Raw genomic sequence first — 12,549 nt, 5'->3', positions numbered from 1 at the left:
GTGGGAGAGGGTTAGGGTTGTCGGACAATTATAAAAAGGCACGCTGCAATGACCGCCATGACCCCGTGTCTGGACCGTTCTGGATTCCTGCCCCGCCTGTCCTCTCATCACCTGTCGCGGGCTCGCTTGACCGAGCCGTTATTGGCCTCAACGGCCCGGGTGAAATTACTCTGCGCCCCCGCCGGCAGCGGCAAGAGTGCGCTGCTCGCCGAGTGCCTGTTGCGGGCGCCATCCCAGTGCCGGGTGCATTGGCTGCCCTTGTCTGGCGTGGTGTCGAGCGCGGCCGATTTTCGTCATCGTCTGGCTGAGGCGCTGGGGTTGGCCTCGTCGGGCGAAACCGAATTGCTGAGCAATCTGGCGCGATTGCAGGCGCCAACCTGGCTGTTCCTTGATGACTACTGCCGTCTGCCGAGCCCGGAGCTGGACTCGTTGCTGGATCGCATGTTGGCGATCGGCAGCCCGATGCTGACCTGGTGGCTCGGCGCTCGCCGCCGGCCACAATGCAACTGGCCGCGGTTGTTGCTCGATGATGAGTTGTACGAGTGCGAGAGTATTTCGCTGGCGTTCACGCCAGGTGAAGTCGAGCAGATATTGCAGCCCTGGGTACCGGAGCAGGTCAGCAAGGTGGCCAGTCGGATCATCCAGCGCACCGGCGGCTGGTGTGCCGGTGTGCGGATTGCGTTGCTGCACAAGTGCGACTGGTCGCGTCAGGACAAACCCCTGGGACGGGCGGACACCTTGCTCGATTATCTGGAGCACGAGTTGTTCAGCTCGCTGACGCCTGAGTTGAGCGAGGCCTGGCGCGTGCTGGCCCACTTGCCACGCTTCAATGCCCGACTGTGCGATCACCTGTTTGGGGCCGGGGAGGGCGCGCAGTACCTGAGGACCTTGCAAGCACTGGGTTGTTTTATCGAACCCTGGCGCGACTCCACCGACTGGCTGCAGGTGTTCACCCCGTTCACCCAATTGCTGCGCGATGAGCAATGGCCGGCCGGACGTTCCTGGCATCGGCGTGCCTGCCAGTGGTTTTGCGCCGAGCAGGACTGGAAATCAGCCTTCGAACAGGCATTGCTCGCCGAGGAATACGAAGTGGCGGTCAGCCTGTTGCAGCACTTCAGTTTCGAGCATCTGTTCGAGGAGCAGACGGTGGTGCTATTGCTGCGTCTGCATGAGCAACAAGGCGAGGAACTGATGCTCGGCTCGCCGCAACTGATCGGGCTGATCACGGCGGCATCGCTGTTTGCGGGGCGGTTTGAGCAGGCCGGAGCCTGTATCGAGCAGTTGTCACGATTCGTCCCGCAGCCGTCGGCGATTCTGCAACGGCAGCTGATCGCACGGTGGCAGGCTCAGCAGGGTTGGCTGTTGCATCTGCAGGGGCGGATGGATGGTTCGCGTGCGCATTTTCTCGATGCGCTGAAGGACCTTGGTCCCGAACTCTGGACTGTACGTGTGATGTGCTTGTCGGGGCTGACTCAGCAAGCATTGCTGCGCGGGGAGCTGGAAGTCGCCCAGACAACGAACCGTGAAGCGTTGTGCCTGGCGCGTGCGCAAGGTTCACTGGTTTTCGAAGGACTGCTGGAACTGGACCATGCGCAATTGCTGGAGCAGCGTGGTGCGCTCCAGCGTGCCGAGGACTTGCTTGCCAATGTTCACGCCATGTTCACCAGGCAGCAACGCAATGCCGAACCTTTGCTAGGACGACTGGCGTTGCAGCGTGGCCGTTTGAATCTGTCTCTGGGACGCGATGCACAGGCGAGCGAGTTGTTTGAAAGTGGCTTGCGGATCTGCCTGCGTAACCACGACAAGCGGGTGTTGTACGGTTTTCTGGGGCTTGCGCAATTGGCGGCCAATCAGCGTGACTATGACTTGGCATTTGCTCATCTGCGCGATGCTGAACGGTTGATGCAGCAGCGGCAGAGTCCTGACACCGTTTATCGTGGAGTGCTGTTGCAAGTCAGCAGCCATTTCTGGCTGCAGCAGGGCCGGCCTGAACTCGCCTGTGAGGCGCTGAGTCGCGTCTTGCGTCACTATCTGGGCCAGGCGCGGCAAGCACCTCCGGCAACTTTGCTGCTGATTGCCCGGATTGAGTACCTGCTGGTGTTGGCCCAAGTCTATTTGCGCCGGAGCGAGGCCCCATTGAACATCCTCGCTCGCCTGCTTGATCAGTCGAAGAGCTCCGCTCAGTTGACGCTGGAGGTGGAACTGTTGTTCGCCGGGGCCGAAGTCGCCTGGTTGAATAGTGACCTGGTCAGTGCCAATGAGTTTTTACGCTGTGGATTAAATCTGGTGGAACGATGTGGTTCGCGGCAGGCGCTGCGCGAACTTCAATTACGCCAGCCTGACCTGCTGTCGGCACTGGGAGTGACGGAACCGAACATTGAAGGCGTAGCCTATACAGGTGGTAACAATCCGCTTAGTCAGCGCGAGATCGAAGTATTGAAGTTGATTGCATTGGGTAATTCGAATCAACAGATTGCCGAGCAATTATTCATCTCGTTACATACGGTCAAAACGCACGCTCGACGCATTCACGGTAAGTTGGGTGTTGAGCGCAGAACTCACGCAGTTGCCCAAGCGCGACTGCTTGGACTGTTGGCGTGATGTAAAAATTGATTGGCTGTTTGTAGTGCGGCATTGTTATCGCTGTAACATAAGTGGAAAAGAAATCCGGCTGTATTGTTGATTTTCTTTGATTTAGTTTCGCTGAAAGTTGGTGTGTGCAGAATGCGCCACTTTCAATTGGCTAAGTCAGGATTGTGTATTTATGGAAAGTAATAAGCTTGAATCGGTTTCAAATAAATTTATCGGCGTAAGCGAGGCCGTTGAACAGTTGTCCGAACAATTGAGCCGCATCCCCTCATTTGCGTCTTTGCTACAAGATTGCCTGGCGGAGGAAATGTGGCGGTTGGTGCCGGAACTCTATATTTCCAAGGTGTTTATCAATTATCGCGGTTCTGCGACTGCCCAAGAGCCGACAGGCTCACTGAATAATGTATTGATGGAGTGTCTGCTGCGCGGAAGTGCACCGAATTATCATCCAGACCAATATGGTGTTTACGAATGGCTGAACGATACGGATGAAAGCGTCCGGTACGCTGATCTGGATGTTGGGGTAGTGAGTCAAGTAATCGCCGAATTGCTCCGGACGTTGCCTGCAAAGTTTGTCGCGGCGCTGGATCAGTACTGGACACGTAATACGGGCAACAATGTGATGCGTAAAGGCCTTCTGCGAAATTATGCTGTCAAACTCTTCTGGCAGGAATTGAACAGCGTAACGCAAGAGGGCGGTGTCACACCGGAAGACGAAAAAAAGATTCACGCGTTGACCAGTCCTCTGGTTCCCAGCGCATTTTATGGCGTTGCTGTCCAACTGCAGGATGGCGTCTTCAAATCATTGGCTTCGGCTTTTGTCATGCGTCTGGATGGTCAGTCGTCAGGGGCGATTGTTCCTGCGGCGGACAGTGCCATGATTTTATATACGGCGAACGCAGGGGTGGAAAAGTTCGCTACATCGGCAGCGCTGCATCAAGAGGTCCGGAAACGCCTGAGTACGCCAGCGAGTCGTGGCGAACTGTTGAAGGACTTGGCAGTTGAAGACGCGCAGAAGGTCGACGCTCATCCAGAGATTCGTTACGCACGAATTGATACGGATGTATTCGGTGTTGGCACAGACGCGCTGTTGGCAAAGCAACGTGCTGACATCAGTCGTCAACTCAAGGGGTTGAGTGGCTCGCGCACGGACAAGGAGAATGTGATCCGAGAAGTCAACACCCTCCTGCCCTTGAGGGAGTTGCTTGAACATGCAAAACATCGCACCGCCGCGCTGATCAAGTTGATCAGTAGAAATGCGTGGCCTGAATGGTTGAAGCGCAGTAGCGAAAGCGACCAGAAAATTTATGTCGATCTGGAGCGCACCCTGCTTCAAAGTGAAGTAGATCTGCATCAGCGAGTGGGTCATTTCGCGTCGCTGAAAGCCTATACACGAAACAGTGTTCAAGACTTTATTTTTCGGCGTGCTGCATTGCATGTCGATCCTGATTTCGTCCTCGTGACATTGAACTACAATTTCCGTATGGGCGTAAAGGAAATCCGGCATCAAGAAACGAAAACGTTAACCGAACTATTTATGTACGGTTTGCATGATAAAGCCGCCCGTTATCAGCTCAAGATCAACGGCGAACATGCGCGGGATTTGACCCCTTCATTCATCGAGTCAGCCATTGAAACGCTCGATGTGCGGGCGAAGTACGCAGCGCTGCGGAACGCTGCCTATGAAGAACCTGAAGTACAAGACGCTATCCATGAAAACCTGGCAAGAGTGACGGCCTTGTCGGTATTTGCCGCCGGGCTCCAAGGTCATTTGAAGGCGCAAAGTCTGGATATGGTGAAACGTTGCAACCTTGGCGATACATCATTAATCACTTATGGTCTTTCCTTTCGTGATGATTATCAGGCATTCAAGGATCTCACCGTTTATACCTCTAAAAGCAATGGTGTGCTTGTTCCTTGTGTGTTATATGCGCCAGGCGCGCCGGGAGGTAAAGACTGGTTTGAATTCGATAATGTTTGGTTGCTCAAGGAGCACGTTGCGAAATGGGTGCTTGTTCCAGGCGGTAAGGATTACTTGATCGATCAATGCCACTTGAAGGATCGCGGCAAGCTGGTTGACGAAATAAATAAATCCGGAGCAGCGGCCATAGCTGGTCAATCGTCACGAATCAATAGCGTTACATGGATGTCTCTTCCCCAGAGACGCTTTGAAGACAGTGTCAGGCAGCTACTGGCATGGGCGGAGTACGAGGTTGAATTTGTTACGCCTGGTTGGTTCAGGCAAGCGAAGCTGTCTGAACGGCAATGCCTGGCTCGACTGAGTACTGAACAAAGCGCCATTTATGAGCTGGCGAAAGATAAGGTTAATGTACAGCCGTTTCAGGTGTTTGCTCGGGAATTGGTGAAAAAGCGAGTTAATGACTATTTACTTCGCTCGGGGCCACACCCGGAAATTGATCCGGACCAGGTTGAGATCACAATTGCAGGTCATCAGCCAATGACCCTGACTCAGCTGTTTATTAATTGGGAAATCTGGCGCAGCGACACCAGTTCTTTTGTGAAGGCTCTTGCGTGGTTTGACACGGTGGTCAAAAGTCTGGTCAATGTTCATGATCTATTGAGAACGGCTACGTTCAGGTCAAGAGACGGCACTTCGGTGGGAAGGCTGAGTGCAGCAGTGATCAACGACTTGATTGGAGTGTTGCCAGGGGATCAATACATCGATTATTTGAAGAGCACTTTCCTCAATCCCGGGGGCGGAGATCTGTCAACAAGACCTGAGGTGTATGGCAAGCTCAAGCAAAACAAACTCCAGTTCGATGCTCTGACTCAGAGAATGCAAGGCAATTTGAGCGTGGAGCAATATACCTGGCTGAATGCGGTGCTGGAAGAGTTGCACATTACTGCAAATACTGCCAATGGCGAAGTCTACAGGTTTGTCGTCAACGGCAAGCGCGTTGAAGGTGGATATGTCTTTGCTCGCAAAGGCACAACTGAAAAAATTATTTATCTGCCAGCGGCTTACGATGGCAAGAATTTTGTTTCACTGGAATCTTATGCCGCGGAACTGAAGATGCATGCGCGATGGGATATTGTTAAAAGTGTCCGGAGTAGAGATCAAGAGGTTGTGCGCAATTATTTGTTCGAAGTTCTGAAGGGATATCATGATTTCACGCTAACACTCGGACGGCCTATCCGCTTCTCGAATGACTACGCGCCGATGATCGAGCTTTTCATCGCCGAGACGGATGACCAGACGACCAGTCTTTCCGAAGCATTCTGGCGCGACACGCTGATTGTTGCCGAATTTGCGGTGGACATTGTTTCGCTCTTAATTCCACCGGTCGGGGTCGCAGCCACGTTATTGAAGGCAACGCGATCAATTGTGCTGGGGGTAATCGCTCACCACAACGGGTATGAAAAACAGGCAAACGGGCATTTTTCAGCTGCATGGGTCGGGTTGATTTCTCTCTATATGGGTACCGTTGCGGGCATTGGCGGTGCAAATGCCGGCTTGAGTCTCCTTTCCAGAATCAACGATTTTGCCGGAATTGTTTCAACCGTTACCGGTGTTGAGGTCGGCGTAAATTATCTGACCTATGTGGCGGGTCGGTCTCTCGCGAGTACAACCGGTTCGGTAACAACCTCTATTCGCTGAGCAGGGAAAAGAGTAGATGAATAGCGGGCGGTGATATTTCCGCTTTATTACGTCACGGTTCAACCTGGTAACCCATCCGCCAACTCACGGCCCGCGTCGCTGCCAGCAATCGCTGCGCCGCCGGGCCGTTTTCGTCAGCGTGAAACAGTGAGGTCGGACCGACGATGGTCATGACCGCCGCTACGTTCCCTACCGCGTTGAATACCGGTGCCGACAACGCATCCACTCCCGGCATCAATAAGCCATGCACATGATGCAGGCCGCGTTCGCGGATCTGTTCGCATAAGGCTGCATAGCTCTGATCGTCCGCCAAGATGTGGTCAGTGGCGTTGTGAAGTTCCTGATCGCGCAAGTCCACGGTTTCCCGCTTTGGTAGGTAAGCGCCAAATACCAGGCCAGTGGATGAACTGAGCAACGGCAATACCGAGCCCAATTGCGTGACCACCGTCACCGCTCGTACCGCTGGCTCGATATGCACCACCGTCGCGCCCTGATTGCCCCACACCGCCAAAAAACAGGTTTCGTTCAGATCGTCGCGCAGTTCGGCCAAGGGCAGGGCGGCGACTTTCAGCACGTCCATACTGTTCAGAGCTGCCAGGCCCACGCGCAACGCTTCACGGCCCAGGCCGTAGTGGTTGGTGGCGGGGTTCTGCTCGGCAAAACCGCTGGCGATCAACGCCTGTAGATAACGGTGAACCTTGCTCGCCGGCATCTGAACGTGTTCGGCCAGACGCGACAGCGAGGTCGAGGGCGATAGCTCGGCCAGTGCCTTGAGGATGTCAGTACCGACCTCGGCCGAGCGGACTTTCTGTTTATCGTTGTTGCGCGGCGTTTCCATGAAGGCGGTCTGATCCCGGGACGAATGGGCGTCTTTATAGCTTGACGGTCAATACCAATCAAATTACGTTATGCGTAATTGAATTACGATAAAAATAACTTCCCGTTCAGGAGGCTCCATGAACCTCGATTCAACGGCGCCAGCGCTGGCTTATCAGTCAGGCTTTGGCAACGAATTCAGCAGCGAAGCGTTGCCCGGCGCACTGCCTGTCGGCCAGAACTCCCCGCAAAAAGCTCCTTACGGCCTGTACACCGAGCTGTTCTCCGGCACTGCGTTCACCATGGCCCGCAGCGAAGCACGGCGCACCTGGATGTACCGCATTCAGCCGTCGGCCAATCACCCGGCATTCGTCAAACTGGATCGGCAACTGGCCGGTGGTCCGTTGGGTGAAGTGACCCCCAATCGCTTGCGCTGGAACCCCTTGGACATTCCGGGCGAGCCCACCGATTTCATCGACGGGCTGGTGAGCATGGCCGCCAATTCGGGTGCGGATAAACCGGCCGGGATCAGCATCTATAACTACCGCGCCAACCGTTCCATGGAGCGGGTGTTCTTCAACGCCGACGGCGAACTGCTGCTGGTACCGGAACTGGGCCGCCTGCGCATCGCCACCGAACTGGGCGTGCTGGAACTGGAGCCGCTGGAAATCGCCGTGCTGCCTCGCGGGCTGAAATTCCGCATCGAACTGCTCGACCCGCAAGCGCGGGGCTATATGGCCGAAAACCACGGCGCGCCACTGCGCCTGCCGGACCTGGGGCCGATCGGCAGCAACGGCCTGGCCAACCCTCGCGACTTCCTGACCCCGGTGGCGCATTACGAAAACCTCAAGCAACCGACCACCCTGGTGCAGAAATTCCTCGGCCAGTTGTGGGGCTGCGAGCTCGATCATTCGCCGCTGAACGTGGTCGCCTGGCACGGCAATAACGTGCCGTACAAATATGACCTGCGTCGCTTCAACACCATTGGCACGGTGAGTTTCGATCACCCGGATCCGTCGATTTTCACCGTCCTGACCTCGCCGACCAGCGTGCACGGTCTGGCCAACCTCGACTTCGTGATCTTCCCGCCACGCTGGATGGTGGCCGAGAAAACCTTCCGTCCGCCGTGGTTCCACCGCAACCTGATGAACGAATACATGGGCCTGATCAAGGGCGAGTACGATGCCAAAGCCGAAGGTTTCGTGCCGGGCGGCGCCTCATTGCACAGCTGCATGAGTGCTCACGGTCCCGATGGCGAGACCTGCACCAAGGCAATCAACGCTGAACTGGCGCCGGCTAAAATCGACAACACCATGGCTTTCATGTTCGAGACCAGCCAGGTGCTGCGCCCGAGCCGGTTCGCCCTGGATTGCCCACAGCTGCAAAACGATTACGACGCCTGCTGGGCCTCGTTGCCCGCCACTTTCGACCCGACCCGGAGATAACCCATGACTCAGACTTCCATCACTCGTAGCTGGGTTGCCTCCGCCAACGGCCACGCGGATTTCCCGCTGCAAAACCTGCCGTTGGGCGTGTTCAGCGTGAAGGGCGGAGCGCCGCGCAGTGGCGTGGCGATCGGCGACCATATCTTTGATCTGGGAGCGGCACTCGATGCCGGGCTGTTCGACGACGGTGCCGCGCGAACCGCCGTCGAAGCCACCCGTGGCGGCCAGTTGAATGCATTTTTCGAGCTGGGTCGCGAGGCTCGCGTCGCCCTGCGTGAACACTTGATCGAGTTGCTCAAGGAAGGCAGCACCCTGCACGGCAAGATCGAAGCCCAAGGCGCAAAACTGCTGCCGCTGGCGGCGGATTGCCAGATGCACCTGCCGGCGAAGATCAACGACTACACCGACTTCTACGTCGGCATCGAGCACGCGCAGAATGTCGGCAAACTGTTCCGCCCGGACAACCCGTTGCTGCCGAACTACAAGTACGTGCCGATTGGTTACCACGGCCGCGCCTCGACCATTCGCCCGTCCGGCACCGACGTGCGGCGTCCGAAAGGCCAGACCCTGCCGGCCGGCCAGACCGAGCCGACGTTTGGCCCGTGCGCACGCCTGGATTACGAACTGGAACTGGGCATCTGGATTGGCCCGGGCAACGCCATGGGCGACTCGATCGCCATCGGTGACGCCGCCGATCACATTGCCGGTTTCTGCCTGCTCAACGACTGGTCGGCTCGCGACATCCAGGCCTGGGAATACCAGCCGCTGGGGCCGTTCCTGTCCAAGAGTTTCATCACCAGTATTTCGCCGTGGGTGGTGACGGCCGAAGCGCTGGAGCCGTTCCGTCGTGCGCAGCCGGCGCGCCCTGAAGGCGATCCGCAGCCGCTACCTTACCTGTTCGACAAACGTGATCAGGCGACCGGTGCCTTCGACATCGAACTCGAAGTGCTGCTGCTGACCGAATCGATGCGCGAACAGAATCTGCCGGCCCATCGCCTGACCCTCAGCAATACCCAACACATGTATTGGACCGTTGCGCAGATGGTGGCGCATCACAGCGTCAATGGCTGCCAGTTGCAGGCCGGCGACCTGTTCGGTTCGGGCACGTTGTCCGGCCCTGAAAGCGGTCAGTTCGGCAGCCTGCTGGAAATCACCGAGGGCGGTAAAAAACCGATCGAACTGGCCTCGGGCGAGGTGCGTAAATTCCTCGAGGATGGCGACGAAATCATTCTGCGGGGACGTTGCAGCCGTGAGGGTTTTGCTTCCATCGGTTTCGGCGAATGCCGCGGCAAAGTGCTGCCGGCGCGCTAAGAGGATCGGCCCATGGAACTCTATACCTATTACCGTTCGACCTCGTCTTTCCGGGTGCGCATTGCGCTGGCGTTGAAGGGGCTGGATTACCAGGCACTGCCGATCAACCTGATCGCGCCGCAGGGGGGCGAACATCGCCAGCCGGCATATCTGGGCATCAACCCGCAAGGCCGGGTGCCGGCCTTGCGCACCGACGAAGGTGAATTGCTGATTCAGTCACCGGCGATCATCGAGTACCTGGAGGAACGTTATCCACAGGTGCCGCTGCTGTCCAAAGACCTCGCCGCCCGCGCGCACGAGCGTGGCGTGGCGGCGGTGATCGGCTGCGACGTTCATCCGCTGCACAACGTCAGTGTGCTGAATAAACTGCGGGAGTTGGGGCACGATGAGCCGCAGGTGGTGGAGTGGATCGGTCACTGGATCAGTCAAGGGTTGGCGACGGTGGAGCAGTTGATTGGTGATAGCGGTTACTGCTTTGGCGAGCAACCGGGGCTGGCGGACGTCTATTTGATCCCGCAGTTGTATGCGGCCGAGCGCTTCAATATTTCCCTTGAGGCCTACCCGCGAATTCGGCGAGTGGCGGCGCTTGCGGCGACACATCCAGCCTTCTTCCTGGCCCATCCGGCGAACCAGCCTGACACCCCTTAATGGCTTCACATCGACCCAATGTGGGGGCGATCAATGGATGATGGCGTTGGGCGGAAGGTGCCCCAGCCGCTCGGTCAGGCGAATCTGCTGAATCGGGTCGTCACAGAGCAGCAGCGCGTGTTCCAGGTCAAAGCGTTCGGCGTTCGGGCAATCCAGCCGTTGATAGAGGCTGGCCCGGGCCAGGTAGTCGGAGGCGTTGGCGTTGCCCAGCTCCAGCACGCGCTCGGCGTCGATCAGGGCGTCGATGTAGTCGTCGTTCGTGAGGTACAACTGACGCAGGTTGCGTGACAGCCGTTGCAGCATCTGCGCAGGTTCGGCGGTCTGCAAATGCTCGGCGCTGAGCTGCATGTTCGGGCCGTACTGACGTTGCAGCAGTTCACGACAATCGTTGGGGTACAGCCGGCGCCCGCCGCACGGGTCGAGCAGGTGATCGGCGCCTTGCACCCGCAGCAGGAAATGCCCGGGGAAGTTGACCCCAACCAGAGGGATTTCCAGCCTTCTGGCCAGCTCCAGGGCAATCAGGCCCAGCGCCAGCGGCTGGCCGCGCCGGCGTTCCAGCACTTTATGGAGCAATGCCACTTGCGGGCGCAAGGGCGTGAAGTCGTCCTGGGCGAACCCCAGGTCATTCATGCGCCGCAACAACGGTTGCGCCAACTCATTTACCGGCAGCATCGGCAATCCGTAGCTGACCCGCTGTTGCAGGTCCTTGAAGTCCGCCAGCACAGTTTCGGGATTCAGCTCTTTATCGTGTTCGACGGCGATCCACAACGCCGCCTCGAACAGCGCGGGCGGTGATCGTTGCAGACAGTCGAAAAAACGTTGGCGCGGGGTCATCAAAATCTCCGGGGAATGCCTCGTTTTAGCCCCGTCGCAGGCTTTCGTCCAGTGTTGAACACAGGTCGTAACAGGTTATGTCCGAAAACCTTTAAAGCCGCGCTGCTTATTCCTGTGCGCTTCTGCAATTTTTGTGCGCAAGCCTATACTGGCGACTACAAGAAGTGATTCGGGAGCCCTACGATGTTCGCTCTCATGCAAAGCACTCGCCTTGAATCGCTGCACCTGAGCGTCGATCCGGTCACCGGGTTGAAGGCGGTGATTGCCATCCATAACAGCCGCCTGGGACCTGCCTTGGGCGGGTGTCGTTACCTTGCCTATCCCAGCGATGAATCCGCGATCGAGGATGCTGTGCGCCTCGCCCAAGGCATGAGTTACAAGGCGGCCCTGGCTGGCCTGGCTCAGGGTGGTGGCGTTGCGGTGATTATTCGCCCGGCCCATGTGGAAAACCGCGCCGCAGTATTCGAAGCGTTCGGGCGCTGGATCAATCAGCTCGACGGTCGCTACATCACCGCCATCGACGCCGGCACCTCGGTGGCGGACATGGACTGCATCGCCCAACATACGCAATTCGTCACCAGCACCACCGCTGCGGGGGACCCTGCACCCCACGCGGCCATGGGCGTGTTTGCCGGCATCCGCAGCACCGCCATGGCCCGCTTGGGCAGCGATAATCTGGAAGGGCTGCGCATCGCCATTCAAGGCCTGGGCAATGTCGGTTATGCCTTGGCCGAACAGTTGCACGCTGCCGGTGCCGAGCTGCTGGTCAGCGACATCGATCACGGCAAAGTACAACTGGCCATGGAGCAGTTGGGCGCTCATCCGATTGCCAACGAAGCGCTGCTCAGCACCCCTTGCGACATTCTCGCGCCTTGTGGCTTGGGCGGTGTGCTTAACAGGACCAGCGTGACGCAGCTGCGCTGCTCGGCGGTCGCAGGTTCGGCCAACAACCAACTGACCCATCTGGAAGTCGCCGATCAGCTGGAACGCCGGGGCATTCTGTATGCGCCGGATTACGTGATCAACGCCGGCGGGCTGATCTACGTGTCGCTCAAACACCGTGGGGAAGAGCTGACGACCATCACCGCGCACCTGTCGAAAATCAGCTCACGGCTGACCGAAGTCTTCGCCCATGCCCAGGCGGAAAAACGTTCTCCGGCCAGGGTCGCGGATGAGTTGGCGGAGAAAGTGCTGTACCGGTAAAAGTTTGAATCGATAAAGGAGTGAGTGCTTATCCGGCCAACTTGCTCCCCAAGCCCTGCGCCACAAACGTCGGGCCTGACAATC

General features: G+C 57.5%; 8 protein-coding genes. 6 read left to right on the top strand and 2 right to left on the bottom strand.

All coding sequences use genetic code 11. The features are described 5' to 3' along the window. Positions 1-48: 48 nt before the first annotated feature. Both PSH69_RS24940 and PSH69_RS24935 read left to right on the top strand, forming a co-directional pair. Positions 49-2,601 (top strand): LuxR C-terminal-related transcriptional regulator, encoded by a 2,553-nt coding sequence (locus PSH69_RS24940; protein WP_305410126.1) that lies wholly within the window; start codon positions 49-51, stop codon positions 2,599-2,601. Positions 2,602-2,764: 163 nt separating this feature from the next. After that, positions 2,765-6,208: a dermonecrotic toxin domain-containing protein gene (locus PSH69_RS24935; RefSeq protein WP_305410125.1), complete on the top strand. Its 3,444-nt coding sequence runs from the start codon at positions 2,765-2,767 to the stop codon at positions 6,206-6,208. A gap of 52 nt (positions 6,209-6,260) precedes the next feature. Here the strand turns inward: PSH69_RS24935 and PSH69_RS24930 are convergent, their stop codons facing one another. Then, entirely contained in the window at positions 6,261-7,046 is a 786-nt protein-coding gene (locus PSH69_RS24930) for an IclR family transcriptional regulator (protein WP_305410124.1), read from the bottom strand. A gap of 118 nt (positions 7,047-7,164) precedes the next feature. Here PSH69_RS24930 and hmgA point away from each other — a divergent pair, with 118 nt between their 5' ends. From hmgA to maiA, 3 genes are read left to right on the top strand one after another with little or no spacing between them, the layout of a single operon-like run. After that, positions 7,165-8,469 (top strand): homogentisate 1,2-dioxygenase, encoded by a 1,305-nt coding sequence (gene hmgA, locus PSH69_RS24925; protein WP_305410123.1) that lies wholly within the window; start codon positions 7,165-7,167, stop codon positions 8,467-8,469. Positions 8,470-8,472: 3 nt separating this feature from the next. Next, positions 8,473-9,780 (top strand): fumarylacetoacetase, encoded by a 1,308-nt coding sequence (gene fahA / locus PSH69_RS24920; protein ID WP_305410122.1) that lies wholly within the window; start codon positions 8,473-8,475, stop codon positions 9,778-9,780. A 12-nt stretch (positions 9,781-9,792) separates the two neighbouring features. Continuing rightward, positions 9,793-10,428 carry a maleylacetoacetate isomerase gene (maiA, locus tag PSH69_RS24915; RefSeq protein WP_305410121.1) on the top strand — a complete coding sequence of 212 codons (636 nt, stop codon included), beginning with the start codon at positions 9,793-9,795 and terminating at the stop codon, positions 10,426-10,428. Between the two features lie 30 nt (positions 10,429-10,458). On the opposite strand, the gene PSH69_RS24910 is transcribed toward maiA, so the two are convergent. Then, positions 10,459-11,262 carry a SirB1 family protein gene (locus tag PSH69_RS24910; protein ID WP_305410120.1) on the bottom strand — a complete coding sequence of 268 codons (804 nt, stop codon included), beginning with the start codon at positions 11,260-11,262 and terminating at the stop codon, positions 10,459-10,461. A gap of 183 nt (positions 11,263-11,445) precedes the next feature. Here PSH69_RS24910 and PSH69_RS24905 point away from each other — a divergent pair, with 183 nt between their 5' ends. After that, a complete protein-coding gene (locus PSH69_RS24905; RefSeq protein ID WP_305410119.1) occupies positions 11,446-12,465 on the top strand; it encodes a Glu/Leu/Phe/Val dehydrogenase dimerization domain-containing protein in 1,020 nt (339 codons plus the stop codon). Positions 12,466-12,549 lie beyond the last annotated feature (84 nt).

It is taken from the genome of Pseudomonas sp. FP1740, assembly GCF_030687165.1.
Taxonomy (GTDB): domain Bacteria; phylum Pseudomonadota; class Gammaproteobacteria; order Pseudomonadales; family Pseudomonadaceae; genus Aquipseudomonas.
The sequence above is the reverse complement of the archived record's forward strand: the minus strand, read 5'-3'. Positions and strand labels throughout refer to the sequence as shown.

What these genes read in the sequence shown, in the direction of transcription:
- PSH69_RS24940 (WP_305410126.1), top strand. Translation starts at nt 49, where the DNA reads ATGACCGCCATGACCCCGTGTCTGGACCGTTCTGGATTCCTGCCCCGC.
- PSH69_RS24935 (WP_305410125.1), top strand. Translation starts at nt 2,765, where the DNA reads ATGGAAAGTAATAAGCTTGAATCGGTTTCAAATAAATTTATCGGCGTA.
- PSH69_RS24930 (WP_305410124.1), bottom strand. Translation starts at nt 7,046, where the DNA reads ATGGAAACGCCGCGCAACAACGATAAACAGAAAGTCCGCTCGGCCGAG.
- hmgA (WP_305410123.1), top strand. Translation starts at nt 7,165, where the DNA reads ATGAACCTCGATTCAACGGCGCCAGCGCTGGCTTATCAGTCAGGCTTT.
- fahA (WP_305410122.1), top strand. Translation starts at nt 8,473, where the DNA reads ATGACTCAGACTTCCATCACTCGTAGCTGGGTTGCCTCCGCCAACGGC.
- maiA (WP_305410121.1), top strand. Translation starts at nt 9,793, where the DNA reads ATGGAACTCTATACCTATTACCGTTCGACCTCGTCTTTCCGGGTGCGC.
- PSH69_RS24910 (WP_305410120.1), bottom strand. Translation starts at nt 11,262, where the DNA reads ATGACCCCGCGCCAACGTTTTTTCGACTGTCTGCAACGATCACCGCCC.
- PSH69_RS24905 (WP_305410119.1), top strand. Translation starts at nt 11,446, where the DNA reads ATGTTCGCTCTCATGCAAAGCACTCGCCTTGAATCGCTGCACCTGAGC.